At 67.2% G+C, this 18,870-nt stretch carries 17 protein-coding genes and 1 tRNA gene; 12 read left to right on the plus strand and 6 right to left on the minus strand.

Annotated features, from left to right (window positions below; all coding sequences use genetic code 11):
• The first annotated feature begins 41 nt into the window (after positions 1-41).
• From ACV22Z_RS25170 to ACV22Z_RS25195, 6 genes are all read left to right on the plus strand, one after another.
• Positions 42-117: transfer RNA gene (locus ACV22Z_RS25170), tRNA-Phe, on the plus strand.
• A 328-nt stretch (positions 118-445) separates the two neighbouring features.
• Positions 446-1,180: a 7-cyano-7-deazaguanine synthase QueC gene (gene queC / locus ACV22Z_RS25175; protein WP_448078991.1), complete on the plus strand. Its 735-nt coding sequence runs from the start codon at positions 446-448 to the stop codon at positions 1,178-1,180.
• Positions 1,181-1,250: 70 nt separating this feature from the next.
• Positions 1,251-1,883 carry a 7-carboxy-7-deazaguanine synthase gene (queE, locus tag ACV22Z_RS25180; protein ID WP_448078992.1) on the plus strand — a complete coding sequence of 211 codons (633 nt, stop codon included), beginning with the start codon at positions 1,251-1,253 and terminating at the stop codon, positions 1,881-1,883.
• Between the two features lie 18 nt (positions 1,884-1,901).
• Positions 1,902-2,354 carry a 6-carboxytetrahydropterin synthase QueD gene (gene queD / locus ACV22Z_RS25185; RefSeq protein ID WP_448078993.1) on the plus strand — a complete coding sequence of 151 codons (453 nt, stop codon included), beginning with the start codon at positions 1,902-1,904 and terminating at the stop codon, positions 2,352-2,354.
• Positions 2,355-2,693: 339 nt separating this feature from the next.
• Positions 2,694-3,479, plus strand: a complete 786-nt coding sequence (locus ACV22Z_RS25190; RefSeq protein WP_448078994.1) for an HpcH/HpaI aldolase family protein — start codon at positions 2,694-2,696, stop codon at positions 3,477-3,479.
• The gene (locus tag ACV22Z_RS25195) at positions 3,476-4,240 is read left to right on the plus strand and encodes a tetratricopeptide repeat protein (protein ID WP_448078995.1); all 765 of its coding nucleotides are present in this window, start codon (positions 3,476-3,478) and stop codon (positions 4,238-4,240) included. The genes ACV22Z_RS25190 and ACV22Z_RS25195 overlap by 4 nt, the downstream gene beginning before the upstream one ends.
• A 128-nt stretch (positions 4,241-4,368) precedes the next feature.
• Here ACV22Z_RS25195 and rodA read toward each other — a convergent pair whose 3' ends face one another.
• The 5 genes from rodA to ACV22Z_RS25220 form a co-directional block, all read right to left on the minus strand.
• Positions 4,369-5,517, minus strand: coding sequence for a rod shape-determining protein RodA (rodA, locus tag ACV22Z_RS25200; protein ID WP_448078996.1), 1,149 nt, complete (start codon positions 5,515-5,517; stop codon positions 4,369-4,371).
• A gap of 11 nt (positions 5,518-5,528) precedes the next feature.
• Positions 5,529-7,808, minus strand: coding sequence for a penicillin-binding protein 2 (gene mrdA, locus ACV22Z_RS25205; RefSeq protein WP_448078997.1), 2,280 nt, complete (start codon positions 7,806-7,808; stop codon positions 5,529-5,531).
• 134 nt (positions 7,809-7,942) lie between these two features.
• The gene (gene mreD, locus ACV22Z_RS25210; RefSeq protein ID WP_448078998.1) at positions 7,943-8,455 is read right to left on the minus strand and encodes a rod shape-determining protein MreD; all 513 of its coding nucleotides are present in this window, start codon (positions 8,453-8,455) and stop codon (positions 7,943-7,945) included.
• A complete protein-coding gene (gene mreC, locus ACV22Z_RS25215; protein WP_448078999.1) occupies positions 8,452-9,531 on the minus strand; it encodes a rod shape-determining protein MreC in 1,080 nt (359 codons plus the stop codon). The genes mreD and mreC overlap by 4 nt, the downstream gene beginning before the upstream one ends.
• A 125-nt stretch (positions 9,532-9,656) precedes the next feature.
• Positions 9,657-10,700, minus strand: coding sequence for a rod shape-determining protein (locus ACV22Z_RS25220; protein WP_004189550.1), 1,044 nt, complete (start codon positions 10,698-10,700; stop codon positions 9,657-9,659).
• Positions 10,701-11,064: 364 nt separating this feature from the next.
• Here ACV22Z_RS25220 and gatC point away from each other — a divergent pair, with 364 nt between their 5' ends.
• From gatC to ACV22Z_RS25245, 5 genes are all read left to right on the plus strand, one after another.
• Positions 11,065-11,364 carry an Asp-tRNA(Asn)/Glu-tRNA(Gln) amidotransferase subunit GatC gene (gene gatC / locus ACV22Z_RS25225; protein ID WP_205798694.1) on the plus strand — a complete coding sequence of 100 codons (300 nt, stop codon included), beginning with the start codon at positions 11,065-11,067 and terminating at the stop codon, positions 11,362-11,364.
• 91 nt (positions 11,365-11,455) lie between these two features.
• Positions 11,456-13,021 carry an Asp-tRNA(Asn)/Glu-tRNA(Gln) amidotransferase subunit GatA gene (gene gatA / locus ACV22Z_RS25230; RefSeq protein ID WP_448079000.1) on the plus strand — a complete coding sequence of 522 codons (1,566 nt, stop codon included), beginning with the start codon at positions 11,456-11,458 and terminating at the stop codon, positions 13,019-13,021.
• A 2-nt stretch (positions 13,022-13,023) separates the two neighbouring features.
• Positions 13,024-14,496, plus strand: a complete 1,473-nt coding sequence (gene gatB / locus ACV22Z_RS25235) for an Asp-tRNA(Asn)/Glu-tRNA(Gln) amidotransferase subunit GatB (protein ID WP_448079001.1) — start codon at positions 13,024-13,026, stop codon at positions 14,494-14,496.
• 111 nt (positions 14,497-14,607) lie between these two features.
• Positions 14,608-15,447, plus strand: a complete 840-nt coding sequence (locus ACV22Z_RS25240) for a polyphosphate kinase 2 family protein (protein WP_448079002.1) — start codon at positions 14,608-14,610, stop codon at positions 15,445-15,447.
• Positions 15,448-15,534: 87 nt separating this feature from the next.
• Positions 15,535-16,305, plus strand: coding sequence for an exodeoxyribonuclease III (locus ACV22Z_RS25245; protein WP_448079003.1), 771 nt, complete (start codon positions 15,535-15,537; stop codon positions 16,303-16,305).
• Between the two features lie 174 nt (positions 16,306-16,479).
• Here the strand turns inward: ACV22Z_RS25245 and ACV22Z_RS25250 are convergent, their stop codons facing one another.
• Positions 16,480-17,544: an NAD(P)-dependent alcohol dehydrogenase gene (locus ACV22Z_RS25250; RefSeq protein ID WP_448079004.1), complete on the minus strand. Its 1,065-nt coding sequence runs from the start codon at positions 17,542-17,544 to the stop codon at positions 16,480-16,482.
• A gap of 214 nt (positions 17,545-17,758) precedes the next feature.
• Between ACV22Z_RS25250 and ACV22Z_RS25255 the strand changes: the two genes are divergently transcribed.
• Positions 17,759-18,733 (plus strand): AraC family transcriptional regulator N-terminal domain-containing protein, encoded by a 975-nt coding sequence (locus ACV22Z_RS25255; RefSeq protein ID WP_448079005.1) that lies wholly within the window; start codon positions 17,759-17,761, stop codon positions 18,731-18,733.
• The last annotated feature ends 137 nt before the right edge of the window (positions 18,734-18,870 follow it).

An 18,870-nucleotide genomic window follows, 5' to 3' on the forward strand; every position in this document is an offset into this window, starting at 1 on the left:
GCGCGGTACCAGGCACCCCGATATACTCTCATTTCTTCGTTGGCCCGGTAGCTCAGTTGGTAGAGCAGCGGATTGAAAATCCGCGTGTCGATGGTTCGATTCCGTCCCAGGCCACCAGCATTACCGAACCCCAAGAATCGCAAGATTCTTGGGGTTTTTCGTTTGTGGTGGTGCAGGCTGCCGGGCGGCATCGGTGGCGGCGTGATAAAATCCGTGTCCGCTCAATGACTTAGCGCATCGCTTCGCGGGCATCGCGAAGCGGCAGGTCCGGCATGCGGCGCCGATGCCGCGCGATGGGCGGTATAAGCGTCCCGCCGTCTTCGCGGCGAGCGGCGCTGCCTATACTGGTCGGGCCGGCGCATGCCGGCACGCGTCGGGCCGCCTGGCTGCAGCCGGCCGCCAGCGCGCAGCGCGACGCGGGCCTACATATTCACGGAGTATCACGGTGATTCGGACAGACGCTAAAGACAGCGCGCTCGTGTTGTTTTCCGGCGGGCAGGACTCGGCCACATGCGTGGCATGGGCGCTCGAACGCTACCAGACGGTCGAGACCCTCGGTTTCGACTACGGCCAGCGCCATCGCGTCGAGCTGGAGTGCCGCGAAGGCGTGCGCGAAGCGCTGAAGCGCCAGTTCCCCGCGTGGGCTGGCCGGCTCGGCGACGATCACATGATCGACCTGTCGGTGCTCGGCGCGATCAGCGATACCGCGATGACGCGCGCGATCGAGATCGAGACGTCGGCGAACGGGCTGCCGAACACGTTCGTGCCGGGCCGCAACCTGCTGTTCATGACGATCGCCGCGGCGATCGCCTACCGCCGCGGGCTGCGCGTGCTGGTCGGCGGGATGTGCGAAACCGACTTCTCCGGTTATCCGGACTGCCGCGACGACACGATGAAGGCGCTGCAGGTCGCGCTGAACCTCGGGATGGACACGCGCATCGTGCTCGAGACGCCGCTGATGTGGCTCGACAAGGCGCAGACCTGGCAACTCGCCGAGCAGCTTGGTGGCCCGGCGCTCGTCGAGCTGATTCGCATCGAGACGCATACGTGCTATGTCGGCGAGCGCGCCGAACTGCACGACTGGGGTTTCGGTTGCGGCGAATGCCCGGCCTGCAAGCTGCGCAAGCGCGGCTACGAGGCCTATCTGAAGGGCGAGCGGGTGACCGAAGCGCCGCTGTGACGCGTGCGCGCCGGTGGCGCACAATGAATGAACTGATCGACAACGCACGGCGCGAGCCGGACCAGGAACGATGACTTACGCGGTCAAGGAAATTTTCTACACGTTGCAGGGCGAAGGCGCGAATGCCGGCCGGCCGGCCGTGTTTTGCCGGTTCGCCGGCTGCAATCTGTGGTCGGGCCGCGAAGAAGACCGCGAAGAAGCGGTGTGCCGCTTCTGCGATACGGATTTCGTCGGCACCGACGGCGAGAATGGCGGCAAGTTCAAGGACGCCGCGGCGCTCGCTGCGAAGGTCGCGAGCCTGTGGCCGGAAGGCGAGGCACACCGCTTCGTCGTCTGCACGGGCGGCGAGCCGATGCTGCAGCTCGACCAGCCGCTCGTCGACGCGCTGCATGCGGCGGGCTTCGAAATTGCGATCGAGACCAACGGTTCGCTGCCGGTGCTCGAAACGATCGACTGGATCTGCGTGAGCCCCAAGGCCGACGCGCCGCTCGTCGTCACGAAGGGCAACGAGCTGAAGGTCGTGATCCCGCAGGACAACCAGCGGCTCGCCGACTACGCGAAGCTCGACTTCGACTATTTCCTCGTCCAGCCGATGGACGGCCCGTCGCGCGATCTCAACACGAAGCTCGCGATCGACTGGTGCAAGCGCCATCCGCAGTGGCGCCTGTCGATGCAGACGCACAAATATCTGAACATTCCCTGAGCCACGGCTTTTGACATCGTGCTGATTACCCGAAAACTTGAATTCGACGCGGGCCACCGCATCCCCGATCACCGCAGCCAGTGCAGGAACCTGCACGGCCATCGCTACGCGCTCGAAATCACGCTGCGCGGCGATCTCGTCGATGTTGAGGGCGCGCCCGACCGCGGCATGGTGATGGATTTCGCCGACGTGAAGGCGCTCGCGATGGAGCATCTGGTCAGCAAGTGGGATCACGCGTTCCTCGTCTATGCGCGCGACGAAGTCGTGCGCTCGTTCCTCGAGCAGATGGCGGACCACAAGACGGTCGTGATCGACCGGATCCCGACCGTCGAGAACCTCGCGGCGATCGCGTTCGACATCCTCGCGAACGTCTACGACGCGCACTACGGCGTGAACCTGCGCCTCGAGCGCGTGCGCCTGTACGAAACCCCGAACTGCTGGGCCGACGTCGAGCGCACGCTCGGCCGCTGATCTGCTGCTCCGCCGAGCCTCCCCTCCCGGCAGTCCCGCCCGTCGGTGCGGGCTGCCCGCCACGGCGCGCCGTCGCCTTTCTCCGCTCCGGCCCTGCTGCCTGACCGTTCCCACATTCCGCGCGGCAGCGCGCTATGATCGTTGCGTGGCGTCGCGAAATGCGTCCAGGCGCAGCGCTCGGGCGGTTGCGCTGTCAGATCGGCCGCTCGCGGCCGACTGACGTTCGAGGGCCGCGTCCGGTGCCGCCGCCGAACGATTCGACTGCCCGGCACTGTCCGGCGTCCCGCCCCGCCTGTTGCTTGTCCTTTTCGATTGCCGTTCCGCCAGGAGGCCGTTTCGATGAGCACGCTCACCAATTCCCTCAAACAACGCCTGCACGACGGCGACGACCCGCTGTACGGCCTGTGGCTGACGCTTGCGAGCGACGCCGCCGCCGAGGCGCTCGCGCATGCCGGCTACGACTGGCTCTGCATCGACATGGAGCACGCGCCGAACGACAGCCACGACGTCGCGTCGCAACTGCGGGCGCTGGCCGCCGCGCACCTGCCGAGCGAGCCGGTCGTGCGCGTGCCGGCGCGCGAGCCGTGGCTCGTGAAGCGCGCGCTCGACGCAGGCGCGCGCACGCTGATGTTCCCGAGCATCGAAACCGTCGACGACGCCGCGCACGCGGTGCGGCTCACCCGCTACCCGTCGCCGGAATCGCCGGACGGGCTGCGCGGCGTCGCGGGGATGGTGCGTGCGGCAGCGTTCGGGATGCGGCGCGATTATCTGCAGACCGCGAACGCGCAGGTCGCGGTGATCGCGCAGATCGAATCGGCGCGCGGCGTCGACGACGTGGAGCGGATTGCCGCGACGCCCGGCATCGACTGCCTGTTCATCGGCCCGGCCGATCTGGCGGCAAGCCTCGGGCACCTCGGCGACATCCGGCATCCGGACGTCGAACGGGCGATGGCGCGCGTGCTCGCGGCGGGCCGGCAGGCGGGCGTCGCGGTCGGCATCTTTGCGGCGGACACGGCGGCCGCGCGCCAATACCGCGAGGCCGGCTACCGGATGATCTCGCTGTCCGCCGACGTGAGCTGGCTGCTGCGCGCGACGCGGCAGGCGCTGCAGGAGGTACGGTCATGAACGGCATCGACGGTGCGGGCGACGGGGCGCGCACCCATGCAAGCGCGCTGCGTGCAGGCGCCGCGGCACTCGGCCTGTGGGCCGCCTGCGGCCCGGCGGGCGCGCAGAATGCGCAGGGTGCGCACACGCAGCCGGACCCGGCACGCGAGACGCAGTCCGCGATCGCCGATTACAACGCGGGCAATATCCGGGCCGCGCTCGTGCAGTTCCGCGACGCGGCCGAGCGCGGCGACCGCCTTGCGGAATTCAACTACGCGATGATGTTGCTGACAGGCGAGGGCGTCACGGCGAATGTCGACGAGGGATTGCGCTGGTTGCGGCGCGCGGCGGACGCGAACATGTCACATGCGCAGTACGTGTACGGCCGGATGTTCGACGACGGCGAGTTCGTCGCGCGCAATCCCGCCGAAGCGCATCGCTGGTTCCTGAAGGCGGCGCGGCAGGGCCACGTGCAGGCCGAGCTGTCGCTCGCGAACCAGTTCCTCGACGGGCGCGGGACGCCGCGCGACAACCGCCAGGCGTTCGTCTGGTACAAGCAGGCCGCCGATGCGGGCGAGCCGACCGCGCAGTACGTGACCGCATCGTTCTACGAGCGCGGCGGCGACGGTGTCGAGCAGAACCTGAACATCGCGCGCGCGTATTACGCGGCGGCGGCCGCGCAGGGCGACGAGACGGCCGGCCTGAAATTCAAGGAGCTGAGCGAGCGCCTGAAGGCGCAGGGCCCGGCGACCGATTCGAGCCCGCACGGGACGACGCAATGACGAGGCGATGACGACGCGATGACGACGCAATGACACGGCAATAGCGGCGCAATAACGCAGCAATAACGCCGTAACGACGCCGTAATGACGCGGCAAGTACGACGCGCCGCTGCCGGCTCGACCCCGAATCAGCTTTTCATCAAGCGTCTCTGCCGGCCGACGCTCATGATCATCCCGATCGCGATGCCGAGCGTCGTGAGTGCGGTGCCGCCGTAGCTCATGAACGGCAGCGGCACGCCGACGACGGGCAGCACGCCGCTCACCATCCCGATGTTGACGAACGCGTAGACGAAGAACGCGAGCGTGAGCGATCCGGCGAGCAGCCGGCCGAACAGCGTCGCGCCCTGCGCGGCGATGTACAGCCCGCGCGCGATCAGCGCCATGTACAGCGTGAGCAGCACGAGACCGCCGGCGAGGCCCCACTCCTCCGAGAACACCGCGAAGATGAAGTCGGTGTGCTTTTCCGGAATGAACTCGAGGTGCGCCTGCGTGCCCTTCAGGTAACCCTTGCCGAGCACGCCGCCCGAGCCGATCGCGATCACCGCCTGGATCGTATGGAAGCCCTTGCCGAGCGGATCGGAGGTCGGGTCGAGCAGCGTGCAGACGCGGTGCTTCTGGTAGTCGTGCATCAGCGGCCACTGCACTTCCGGCTGGCAGATCCGCTCCTCGAATACCGCGATCGAGCCGACCGCGATCACGCCGGCAACGAGCACCGGCACGATCAGCTTGAACGACAGGCCCGCGAGGTAGATCACGAAGAAGCCGGCCGCGAACACCAGCAGGCCGGTGCCGAGATCGGGCTGTTTCGCGATCAGACCGACCGGCACCAGCAGGATGCCGAACGCGGCGACGAAGTCATACCAGCGCAGGCCGCCTTCGCGGCGCTGGTAGTACCACGCGAGCATCAGCGGCGTCGCGATCTTCAGGATCTCCGACGGCTGGATCACGACGCCGACGTTCAGCCAGCGCTTCGCGCCCTTCTTGGTCATCCCGAACAGCGCCACCGCGACCAGTAGCGCGACGCCGAACGTATAGAGCGGCACCGCGAAGCGCATCAGCGTCGTCGGCGGTATGTTGGCGATCACCCACATCAGCACGAACGTCAGCAGGATGTTGCGCAACTGGTCCTCGACCCGGCCCGGCATGTCGATGCTCGCGCTGTATAGCGTGACGATGCCGACGCACATCAGCAGGAACACGATGAGGGCGAGCGGGCGGTCGAAGCCCGCGAACATCTGCTTGATCTTGTCGAGCCAGGCGCGCTTGTCGAATTGCATGCCTTTCTCCGTTAATGAGCGGTGCCGGCGTCCGCCGTCTTCGCGGCGGACGTTGCACGGTTGTCGTCCCGCGGCGCGGCAGCCAGCGGCTGCGCGTCGCTGGCAGGCCGGCGCGGCCGGTGCGGCATGCGCCGGATCGGCGGCAGGCTCGCGGCCACCGGCGCTGCGGCGCTGACGGCGCTGGCAGCGTTCGAGGCCGATACACCGGACGCGTCCGGTGCCGACGCGGCCGACGCCGCATCCGCCGCGCTGGCCGCGGTCGGCACGACCGGCTGCGGCAGCGCCTTGAAGCCGGCCGCGACGCCCACGGATTTCGACGCATCGCCGATCACCGGGGCGTTGATCGGCTCGGTCGCCGACGCGGCAGCGGCGACGGCGGCTGCCTCATTCTCCGGTTTCTGGCGATCGACGAGGTAGAAGTCGAGCACGCTGCGCGCGATCGGCGCGGCCGACTGCGCGCCCCAGCCGCCGTTCTCGACGATCAGCGCGAGTGCGATCTGCGGATGGTCGACGGGCGCATATGCGATGAAGAGCGCGTGGTCGCGCAGGTGCTCGGCGAGCAGGTGGCCCTTGTAGTTGCCGCCTTGCAGCGAGAACACCTGCGCGGTGCCGGTCTTGCCGGCGGCGAGGTACGGCGTGCCGCGGAACAGCTTGTACGCGGTGCCGGACGGGTTCTCGATCACGTTCTCCATCCCGCGCTTCACGACGTCGATGTCCGACTGCTTGAGCGGGATCGTTTCGCTTTCCTTCGGCACCGTCAGGTGGCGTCCGCGCGTGATCGGATCCTCGACTTCCTTCACGAGGTGCGGCTTCATCACGACGCCGTCGTTCGCGAGCGTCGCGGTCGCGTGCGCGAGCTGCAGGATCGTGAACGAGTTGTAGCCCTGGCCGATCCCGAGGCTGATCGTCTCGCCGTCGAACCACTTCTGCTGCGCGGCCTTCTTGAAGGTCTTGCGCTTCCAGTCCGGCGACGGCAGGATGCCGCGCGCCTCGCCCTGGATGTCGATGCCGGTGATCTGGCCGAAGCCGAACGGCTTCATGAAGCTCGCGATCGCGTTCACGCCGAGGTCGCGGGCGAGCATGTAGAAGTAGGTGTCGTTCGACACCATGATCGCCTTGTTCATGTCGACGAAACCCTGGCCCGAGCGCACGTCGTTGCGGAAGGTGTGGCCGCCGAACGTGAAGTAGCCGGGATCCTGGATGCCCCAGCTCGGCGTGCGCTTGCCGAGCGTCAGGCCCGCGAGCGCCATGAACGGCTTGTACGTCGAGCCCGGCGGGTAGGTGCCGTGCAGCGGGCGGTTCAGGAGCGGCTTGTCGGGGGAGTTGTTCAGCTCGTCCCAGGTCTGCTGGTCGATGCCGTCGACGAACGAGTTCGGATCGAAGCTCGGCGACGACACGAACGCGAGCACGTCGCCCGTCTTCGGCTCGATCGCGACGAGCGCGCCGCGCTTGCCGGCGAACGCCTGCTCGGCCACCTGCTGCAGCCCGATGTCGAGCGACAGCACGAGGTTGTTGCCGGGCGTCGCCTGCGTGCGCGACAGCGTGCGCACCGGCCGGCCGCCGGCCGTCACCTCGACTTCCTCGAAGCCGGTCAGGCCATGCAGCTCGGCCTCGTAGCTCTGCTCGACGCCGATCTTGCCGATGTAGTCGGTGCCCTTGTAGTTGTTCGCGTCGCGGCGCGGATCGTAGTTCTCCGGATCGCTGTCGTTGTCGTCGCTCATCGCGTCGATCCTGTCCTGGTCGCGCTTCGAGATCCGGCCGATGTAGCCGATCACGTGCGCCGCCGTCGTGCCGAGCGGATACTGGCGGAACAGCCGCGCGCGCACGTCGACGCCGGGGAAGCGGAAGCGCTGCGCGGTGAAGCGCGCGACTTCGCCGTCGGTGAGGCGGGTGCGGATCGGCAGGCTCTCGAAGTTCTTCGAGTCTTCCTGCAGCTTCTTGAAGCGGCGGCGGTCGCGCGCGTCGATCTGGACGATCGCGGACAGCTTGTCGATCGTGTTCTCGAGCGTGTCGGTGAGCTTCGACGGCGTGATCTCGAGCGTATACGCCGAGTAGTTCTTCGCGAGCACGACGCCGTTGCGGTCGGTGATGATGCCGCGGTTCGGCACGATCGGCGCGACCGAGATGCGGTTTTCCTCGGCCTGCAGCGCGTACTTGCCGTGCTGGAACAGCTGCAGGTAGAAGAAGCGGCTCGCGATCAGCCCGAAGCAGACGAACACGAACAGGCCCGCCGCCGCGACGCGGAAGCGAAACCTCGAGAGCTGCTGTTGGGTGTCGTTGAATTCGGTCATGCGATTACGGTCGATCGGCCCGCGCGCGGCGAACGCGTACGGGCGTGGCGCCTGCCCGAGGCACGGCGCGCAACGGGCGGCGGGCGAACGGGCGGCGGATGTTCAAGGCTCGGTCCAGGCGGCGCGGGCGCGGCTCAGATGGGGCGCGTGTCGTCCGGGTCGACCGGACGGCGCTGCGGCATCAGCAGCAGGTGGCTCGCGACGGGCCACAGCGCGGCCTCGACGAAACCGTCGACCAGGTAGCGCCAGCCGGGAAACGCGGCGCCCATCACGAGGCGGATCACGAACGGCACGAGCTGCGCGACGACGAGGAGCGGCGTCACGTACAGCACCTGCACGCCGATCGGCATCCACAACACGCGGCGGTGGATCGTGATCGCGCCGTACGACAGCAGCGTATAGGCGAGCGCATGCTCGCCGAGCAGGCCTGCGTCGTGGACGTCCATCAGGATGCCGAGCGCGAACGCGACGCCCATCCCGACCTTGCGCGGCTGGTGGATGTTCCAGAACAGCAGCACGAGCGCGACGAAGTCGGGGATGCCGGGCAGGCGGCCCCACGGCATCAGGTTCAGCAGGAACGCGGCGGCGAGGCTGAAGACGATGAAGTACGGGTTGACCGGCTGCAGGATGTATTGCGGGCGGTTCATCGCTGGGCTCCTGATTGCCCAGCCGCGGGCTTCGCGGGTGCGGCGGCGGGTTTGGTCGGCGTGCCCTTCGCCGCAGGCGCGGACGTTGCGCCCGGCGGCGCGGCGGCGGCCGGTTTCGCGCTTGCGTCGGCGGCCTTGTCGGCCGGTTTTGCGGCCGGATTTGCAGCCGCCTTGGCGGCCTTCTTGCCGCCCTTCGCGTTCTTGTCGGAGGCCGTGTCCGGCTCGGCCGGGCGCGGCGGGATGTCGTTCTGGTAATGCAGCACCAGCATCTGCCGTGCGCCGCGCACGGCCGCGACCGGTGCGCAGGTCACGCGTGCGAACGCGGTGTCGGCGAGCTTGTCGACGCGCACGACCTTCGCGACCGGCAGGCCCGGCGGATAGACGCCGTCGAGGCCGCTCGTCACGAGTTCGTCGCCGACGACGACGTCGGAACTCGTCGGCACGAAGCGCAGGTCGAGCGAGTCGCCCTTCGGCGTGCCGTAGATCACGCTGCGCAGGCCGGTGCGCAGCACCTGGACCGGAATCGCGAGATCGCGATCGGTGATCAGCGTGACTTCGGCCTGCAGCGGGAACACGCGCGTGACCTGGCCGACCACACCGTCTTCGCTGACGACGGGCGCGCCGTTCTGGATGCCTTGCTGCGAGCCGTGCCCGATCACGATCTTCTGCGTGAACGGGTCGCTCGTGTCGTACTGGATCTCGACGGGCGTCGACTGCGTCGCGATGTGCTGGCGCAGCTCGAGCACCGCGCGCAGATGCATGTTCTCCTGCACGAGCACGGCGGCCTGGTTGGCCTGCGTCGACAGCTGCAGGTTGCGCGCGCGCAGCTGCTGGTTCTCGTGGCGCAGCGTCGCGCCGGTCGCGGCGATGTCGGCCGCGCCCATGAACAGGTCGCGCGGCACGAGCGCTGCGCGCTGCAGCGGATACAGCACGGTGCCGAGCACGCCGCGGACGATCTCGAGCGTGTTGAAGCGCGCGTCCGATACGAGCAGCGCGATCGCGACGGCGACGAAGAAGATGAGCCGCGCGAGCGCGGGAGGGCCTTGCTTGAAGAGGGGCGGCGGACTGTATTCCATGGTCGGCGCCGGGCGCGTGTGATCGGTTAAATGATGCTCAGACGCGCAAACGGCGCGGCGGTTCGATCTGAGCGAGCGAGCCGGCCACGCCGAAGGTGCGCCATATCAGGGAACTGCTTAGACGATCACTCGTACGAGAAGATGCTGCCCAGCTTGTCCATGCGCTCGAGCGCCATGCCCGAGCCGCGCACGACGCAGGTGAGCGGATCTTCGGCGACGAGCACCGGCAGTCCGGTTTCTTCCGCGAGCAGGCGGTCGAGGTCGCGCAGCAGCGCGCCGCCGCCCGTCAGCATCATCCCGCGTTCGGCGATGTCCGCGCCGAGTTCCGGCGGGGTCTGCTCGAGCGCGATCTTCACCGACGACACGATCTGGTTCAGCGGATCGGTCAGCGCTTCGAGAATTTCGTTGCTGGAGATCGTGAAGCTGCGCGGAATGCCTTCCGACAGGTTGCGTCCCTTCACTTCCATTTCCTTGACTTCGGAGCCCGGGAACGCGGAGCCGATTTCCTTCTTGATCGCCTCGGCGGTCTGCTCGCCGATCAGCATCCCGTAGTTGCGGCGGATGTAGTTGACGATCGCTTCATCGAACTTGTCGCCGCCGACGCGCACCGAGCCCTTGTAGACGATGCCGCCGAGCGAGATCACGCCGACTTCCGTCGTGCCGCCGCCGATGTCGACGACCATCGAGCCGGTGGCTTCCGACACCGGCAGGCCGGCGCCGATCGCGGCCGCCATCGGCTCCTCGATCAGGTAGACCTGCGATGCGCCGGCGCCGTGGGCCGCTTCCTTGATCGCGCGGCGCTCGACCTGGGTCGAGCCGCACGGCACGCAGATGATGATGCGCGGCGACGGCGAGAACATGCGCGACTCGTGGGCCGTCTTGATGAACTGCTTGATCATCTGCTCGGTGACGGTGAAGTCGGCGATCACGCCGTCCTTCATCGGGCGGATTGCCTCGATGTTGCCCGGCACCTTGCCGAGCATCTGCTTGGCTTCCTTGCCGACCGCCTGGATCGTCTTCTTGCCGTTGGGGCCGCCTTCCTGGCGGATCGACACGACCGACGGCTCATCGAGCACGATGCCCTTGCCGCGCATGTAGATCAGGGTGTTTGCGGTGCCGAGGTCGATCGCCAGATCGTTGGAGAAGTAGCTGCGCAAAAAACCGAACATTCAGAATCCTGTTTCGCTCTGGGCCGGCCCTGCATAGCGATCGCCGAGGGCGGGCAGCGGAAAAAATAACAGCCTCGGATCGTGGCGGAAGCGGCCGCCGCGGCGCTCGAAGCTGCGAGTGAAATCTACCGGGAGGCGCACGAAGCTCGCACGGCTTGCCGAAGCGGGGCGAAACGGTGCGGGAAATGGCTGCCGGGTTTGGGTCGAACGCGTAATGATACCTTATAATTTCGCGGTATTTGAATCGAAACGGGCGGTATTTTTCCCGCTTCGTCCCCGATTTTTGAGGGTGGGATCGTACCCTCCAACCCACGCCGCAGCCCCGCATTTCGCGTGCTGCGCCGCCTTGTTTTCCGGTGACCGCATGGCCCTGACCCTGACCGATGTGAAACGCATCGCGCACCTTGCGCGGCTCGAAATGGCCGACGCCGACGCCGAGCATACGCTTGGCCAGCTCAATGAATTCTTCGGCCTCGTCGAGCAGATGCAGGCAGTCGACACCACCGGCATCGCGCCGCTCGCCCACCCGATCGAGCAGATCCAGGAAGTCGCGCAGCGCCTGCGCGACGACGCCGTCACGGAAGCCGTGAACCGTGACGACAACCAGCGGCCGGCGCCGGCCGTCCAGGACGGCCTCTACCTCGTGCCGAAGGTGATCGAGTAAGCGTTCGACTACACGCGTGCGCGCCGATCCGTACCCGCTTCGTACCGCGCTCGCGCTGCACGCGCCCAAGAATTCCCAGGAAAACCACTCAATGCACGCAAAAAGCCTGACCGAACTGCGCGCCGCGCTCGCCGCCAAGGAATGCTCGGCCGTCGAGCTGGCCCAGTACTATCTGAAACGGATCGACGCCGCACAGGACCTGAACGCATTCGTCCATGTCGACGCCGATCTCACCCTCGCGCAGGCGAAGGCCGCCGACGCGGAACTCGCGCGCGGCGCGGCCGGCCCGCTCACCGGCCTGCCGATCGCGCACAAGGATGTCTTCGTCACGCGCGGCTGGCACTCGACCGCCGGCTCGAAGATGCTCGCGAACTACGCGAGCCCGTTCGACGCGACCGTCGTCGCCCGCCTGTCGGCGGCCGGCATGGTGACGCTCGGCAAGACCAACATGGACGAGTTCGCGATGGGCTCGTCGAACGAGAACTCGGCATTCGGCCCCGTGAAGAACCCGTGGGACACGAACGCGGTGCCGGGCGGCAGCTCGGGCGGCAGTTCGGCCGCCGTCGCCGCGCGCCTCGCGCCGGCCGCGACCGGCACCGACACCGGCGGTTCGATCCGCCAGCCGGCGTCGTTCGCCGGCGTGACGGGCATCAAGCCGACCTACGGCCGCGTGTCGCGCTACGGGATGATCGCGTTCGCGTCGTCGCTCGACCAGGGCGGCCCGATGGCGCAGAGTGCGGCCGACTGCGCGCTGCTGCTGAACGCGATGGCGGGCTTCGACGAGCGCGACTCGACGAGCCTCGAGCGCGACGACGAGGATTTCACGCGCCACCTCGGCCAGCCGTGGGCGCCCGGCAACGACGCGGCCAAGCCGCTCGCGGGCCTGCGCATCGGCCTGCCGAACGAATACTTCGGCGCCGGCCTCGCCGACGACGTGCGCGCGGCGATCGACGCGGCACTCAAGGCGTATGAAGCGCTCGGCGCGACGCTCGTGCCCGTGTCGCTGCCGAAGACCGAGCTGTCGATCCCCGTCTATTACGTGATCGCGCCGGCCGAGGCATCGTCGAACCTGTCGCGCTTCGACGGCGTGCGCTACGGCCACCGCGCGGCGCAGTACGGCGACCTGCTCGACATGTACAAGAAGTCGCGCGCCGAGGGCTTCGGGCCCGAGGTGAAGCGCCGCATCCTGGTCGGCACCTACGTGCTGTCGCACGGCTACTACGATGCGTATTACCTGCAGGCGCAGAAAATCCGCCGCATCATCGCGCAGGATTTCCAGGAAGCGTTCAAGTCCTGCGACGTGATCATGGGCCCGGCGTCGCCGACGGTCGCATGGGATCTCGGCGCGAAGGGCGACGATCCGGTGCAGATGTATCTCGCGGACATCTACACGCTGTCGGTGAGCCTTGCGGGCCTGCCCGGCATGAGCGTGCCGTGCGGCTTCGGCGCGAACGCGAAGCGCCCGGTCGGCCTGCAGATCATCGGCAACTATTTCAACGAAGCCCGGATGCTGCAGGTCGCCGACGCGTTCCAGCGCGCGACCGATTGGCACAAGCAAGTTCCGGCGGGGGTGGGGAATGAGCCCCCACGCTCACTTTGTTCGCTGCCCCCCGAGGGGGCGCATGCCTCCCTTGAGGCGGCTCGGCGGGAGGCATGATCATGACGCAATGGGAAGTTGTTATCGGTCTCGAGACGCACGCGCAACTGTCGACCGTCTCGAAGATTTTCTCGGGTGCGCCGACGCAGTTCGGCGCGGAGCCGAACACCCAGGCCTGTCCGGTCGACCTCGCGTTGCCGGGCGTGCTGCCGGTGCTGAACCGCGGCGCGGTCGAGCGGGCGATCCGCTTCGGCCTCGCGATCGGCTCGACCATCGCGCCGCGCAGCATCTTCGCGCGCAAGAATTATTTCTACCCCGATCTGCCGAAGGGCTATCAGATCAGCCAGTACGAGATCCCGGTCGTGCAGGGCGGCCAGATCACGATCCAGGTGCCCGCGAATGAAAAGGCCGGCAAGGACGCGTATTCGAAGACGGTCAACCTGACCCGCGCGCACCTCGAAGAGGACGCGGGCAAGTCGCTGCACGAAGACTTCGCGGGCATGACGGGCATCGACCTGAACCGCGCGGGCACGCCGCTGCTCGAGATCGTCACCGAGCCGGAAATGCGCAGCGCGGCCGAGGCGGTCGCGTATGCGAAGGCGCTGCACGGCCTCGTCGTGTGGCTCGGCATCTGCGACGGCAACATGCAGGAAGGCTCGTTCCGCTGCGACGCGAACGTGTCGGTGCGCCCGGTCGGCCAGGAGAAGTTCGGCACGCGTGCCGAGATCAAGAACCTGAACTCGTTCCGGTTCCTCGAGGAAGCGATCAACTACGAAGTGCGCCGCCAGATCGAGCTGATCGAGGACGGCGGCGAGGTCGTGCAGGAAACCCGCCTGTACGACCCGGACAAGCGCGAGACGCGCTCGATGCGCAGCAAGGAAGACGCGCACGACTACCGCTACTTCCCCGACCCGGACCTGATGCCGCTCGTGATCGGCCAGGACTGGATCGAGCGCGTGCAGGCCGGCATGCCCGAACTGCCGGCCGCGATGCAGCAGCGCTTCGCCGAGCAGTACGGCGTGTCCGCGTACGACGCGGGCGTGCTGACGTCGAGCAAGGCGATGGCCGCCTACTTCGAGGCGGTGGTCGCGAAGGCCGGCGCGGCGAACGCGAAGATCGCGGCGAACTGGCTGATGGGCGACGTATCGTCGCAGCTCAACCGCGACGGCATCGAGATCGACGCGATTCCGGTGTCGGCCGCGCAGCTTGCGCTGGTGCTGCAGCGCATCGCCGACGGCACGATCTCGAACAAGATCGCGAAGGAAATCTTCGCGACGATCTGGGACGAGAAGGCGACCGACGAAGGCGCGGCGGATCGTATCATCGACGCGAAGGGCCTGAAGCAGATCTCCGATACCGGCGCGCTGGAAGCGATCATCGACGAGGTGCTCGCGGCGAACGCGAAGTCGGTCGAGGAATTCCGCGCGGGCAAGGAAAAGGCGTTCAACGCGCTGATCGGCCAGGCGATGAAGGCGACCAAGGGCAAGGCGAACCCGCAGCAGGTCAACGAACTGCTGAAGAAGAAGCTCGGGTAAGCCGCACACGCCTTGAACCGCGCTTGACGACGGGCCGCCGCCGACGCTGTTCGGGGCGGCCCGTTGCATCTGGTGCGCACGTGGCGTGCGCGCCATCACACGGAGGAACGCATGGCGAAGCAACCGTCGCTCGACGACTACCGGGTGCCGTACCACACGCGCGAGAAGGACGCCGCGGCGTTCACGCTCGACGCGTTCGATCCGTCCGCGAAGCCGTTCTCGTCGGGGGCGAAGGAAACCGACCGCGAACGGCTGTCGGCCGTGTCGATGGCGCTCGACACGGAGCAGGAACGGCTGCACACGCAGCAGAAGAAGCGCGTGCTGCTCGTGCTGCAGGGGATGGACACCAGCGGCAAGGACGGCACCGTGCGCGCGGTGTTCCGCGAGGTCGATCCGCTCGGGTTGCGCGTCGTGTCGTTCAAGGCGCCGACGCCGATCGAGGCCGCGCACGACTACCTGTGGCGCGTGCATGCACAGGTGCCGGCGGCCGGCGAGCTCGCGATCTTCAACCGCAGCCACTATGAGGACGTGCTCGTGCCGCGCGTGCTGGGGGCGATCGACGACAAGGAGTGCGAACGCCGCTATCGGCAGATTCGCGACTTCGAGACGATGCTCGTCGAGAACGGCACGACGATCGTCAAGTGCTTCCTGCACATCTCGAAGGACGAGCAGCGCGACCGGCTGCAGGCACGGGTCGACGATCCGACCAAGCACTGGAAGTTCGACATCTCCGATCTCGACGCGCGCAAGCACTGGGATGCGTACCAGGCGGCCTACCGAGACGCGCTCGCCGCGACGTCGGCCGAGCATGCGCCGTGGTACGTGATCCCGGCGAACTCGAAGACGCACCGCAACGTGATGATCGCCGAACTGCTGCTGCGCACGCTGACCGACATGAAGCTGGAATTTCCTCCGCCGAAGCCCGAGCTCGAAGGCGTGAAGATCAGCTAGGCGCGGCCGGCCAGGCGCGGCTGGCGACGCGCGGCAAACAAGGCGCTGCGCTACGATACGAACCTGAGAACACTGAACGGAAACGACATGATGCGTGTGATTACCGCCAACCTGAACGGCATCCGCTCCGCCGCGAAGAAGGGCTTCTTCGACTGGCTCGGCGAACAGAACGCCGATTGCGTATGCGTGCAGGAGATCAAGGTCTCGGCTGACGACCTGCCGGCCGAATTCGTCGAGCCGCACGGCTTCAAGAGCTATTTCCACCACGCGGAGAAGAAGGGCTACAGCGGCGCGGGCATGTACAGCCGCCACGAGCCCGACGACGTGATCATCGGCTTCGGCAGCAGCGAATTCGATTCGGAAGGGCGCTACGTCGAGGCGCGCTACGGCAAGCTGTCGGTCGTGTCGGTGTACGTGCCGTCCGGCTCGAGCGGCGATGAGCGCCAGCAGGCGAAGTACCGCTTCATGGACGAGTTCATGCCGCACCTCGCGCAGCTCAAGAAGAAGCGCGAGGTGATCCTGTGCGGCGACGTGAACATCGTCCACAAGGAAATCGACATCAAGAACTGGAAGAGCAACCAGAAGAACTCGGGCTGCCTGCCGGAAGAGCGCGCATGGCTCACGAAGCTGTTCGACGACGTCGGCTACGTCGACGTGTTCCGCACGCTCGATCCGCGTCCCGAGCAGTACACGTGGTGGAGCAACCGCGGCCAGGCGTATGCGAAGAACGTCGGGTGGCGGATCGACTACCAGATCGCGACGCCGGGCATCGCAGGCACCGCGAAAAGCACGTCGATCTTCCGCGACATCAAGTTCAGCGACCATGCGCCGCTGACGGTCGATTACGACTACAAGTAACAAGCCGGTCCGCGCGTTGCGCGGGCGCCGGATGCCGCCGGATGCAAAACGGGCCGCGAATGTGAGCTGCACCCCGAAAGCTGGACCTGGATCCAACCTTTGGGGTGTTCTTCATGTCGCGGCCCTTTTTGCCTGGCGCGGCGATGGCGTGCACTGCCGTCGCCGCGCTTCACCTCACGCTCGGCGCTGCGGCTTGAGCGACGCCATGTCGATCACGAACCGGTACTTCACGTCGCTCTTCAGCATCCGCTCGTAAGCGGCGTTGATCTGCTGCATCGGAATTGTTTCGATGTCCGACGTGATGCCGTGCGCCGCGCAGAAGTCGAGCATCTCCTGCGTCTCGGCGATCCCGCCGATCAGCGAGCCGGCCAGACGGCGGCGCTTGAAGATCAGGTTGAACACCTGCGGCGACGGATGGTCGTGCTCCGGCGCGCCGACGAGCGTCATCGTGCCGTCGCGCTTCAGCAGGTGCAGGAACGGGTTCAGGTCGTGTTGCGCGGCAACCGTGTTCAGGATGAAGTCGAAGCTGTTCAGGTGCGCGTTCATCTGCGCTTCGTCCTTCGAGATCACGACCTCATGCGCGCCGAGCCGCTTGCCGTCCTCGACCTTCGACGGCGACGTCGTGAACAGCACGACGTGCGCGCCCATTGCGCGCGCGAGCTTCACGCCCATGTGACCGAGGCCGCCGAGGCCGACAATGCCGACCTTCTTGCCGGGGCCGACATTCCACTGGCGCAGCGGCGAATACGTGGTGATTCCCGCGCACAGCAGTGGCGCGGCACCGGCCGGATCGAGCGTCTCCGGCACGCGCAGCACGAACGCCTCGTCGACGACGAGCTGCGTCGAATAGCCGCCGTACGTGATGTCGCCGGTTACGCGGTCCTGCCCGTTGTAGGTGCCGACGAAGCCGTTCTCGCAATACTGCTCGAGCCCTTCTGCGCAGCTCGCGCAAGTGCGGCACGAATCGACGAGGCAGCCGACGCCGACCAGTTCGCCGACCTTGAGGCGCGACACCTGCGCGCCGGTTGCGGTCACGCGGCCGACGATTTCATGGCCGGGCACGACCGGATAGATCGTGTTCTTCCATTCGTTGCGGGCCTGGTGCAGGTCCGAGTGGCAGACGCCGCAATAGAGCACCTCGATCTGCACGTCGAGGTCGCGCAGCGCGCGGCGCTGGAATTCGAACGGGGCGAGCGGCGACTGCGCGTCGGTCGTTGCGTAGGCATAGGTTGTGCTCATGCGTGGCTCCTTGTCCGGCAAAAGAGACTGCCGTCGCACCATGTGGCGGTGCGGCGAGACAGGACGCCATCGTAAGGAGCGCGCCGTCGCGGCGAAATACCTGAAGGTCTCGAAGCTTTGCCTATTCCTCTCGAGTTGCCGCCGATCTGCCGAGAAAACGCTTTCGAAGTGCTACATTGCAAGCCAGTTTCTCTTGCAGCACAGGATCGCACCGATGAGCTTCCAGCCCCTTTTTGCCGATACCGGTGACCGTGTGCAGCGCCGCATGATCGACCTGCTCGGGCGTCTCGCGCCGAACGAGGGCGATACGCGTGCCGATCTCGAAGGCGTGCGCTTCATCCGCGTGAACCGGCCGGTGCCGCGCATGCCGGTGCTGTACGAGCCGAGCATCGTCGTCGTCTGCCAGGGGCGCAAGCTCGGCTATCTCGGCGAGCAGTCGTTCGTCTACGACGCGCAGCAGTATCTGCTGCTGTCGGTGCCGCTGCCGTTCGAATGCGAAACCTTCGCGAGCGCGGACGAGCCGTTTCTCGCGATCTCGATCCGGATCGACCTCGCGGTGGTCGCCGAGCTGTCGATCCTGCTCGACGAGACGCGCGGCGCGGCCGTCAGCGAGCCGCGTGGCGTGTATTCGACTCCGCTCGACACGCCGCTCGCCGATGCGGTGCTGCGGCTCCTCGAGACGCTCGTGTCGCCGCACGACACGCGCGTGCTCGGGCCGTCGATCATGCGCGAGATCGCGTACCGCGTGCTGACCGGCGCACAGGGCGACGCGATCCGCGCGGCACTCGTGCAGCAACATCATTTCGGCCGCGTCGCGAAGGCGCTGCGGCGCATCCATGCGGACCCGACCGCCGATCTCGACGTCGATACGCTCGCGCGCGAGGCCGGCATGAGTCTCGCGGTGTTCCACGCGCAATTCAAGCACGTGACGGCGACGTCGCCGATGCAGTACGTGAAGGCCGCGCGCCTGCACCAGGCGCGGCTGATGATGGTGCAGGACGGGGTGGGCGCGGGCACGGCGGCCGCGCGGGTCGGCTATGCGAGCGCGTCGCAGTTCAGCCGCGAGTTCAAGCGGCTGTTCGGCCGCAGCCCCGGCGACGAAGTGCGCTGGATGCGCGAGACGGGGAGCCGGCCATTCGAGGAGCGCACGGCGATCGATCTGTCGGCCGGGACGACGAGTGGCGCGTAATGCGGCGGAGGCAGGTATGCGCATGCGCGATGGGGCGCGTGCCGACGTCAGAGTATGCTGCTGGGTGCTGGGTGCTGGGTGCTGGGTGCTGGGTGCTGGGTGATGCGTGATGCGTGATGCGTACTGCGTAGCTCGCA

It is taken from the genome of Burkholderia sp. PU8-34, from assembly GCF_053427725.1.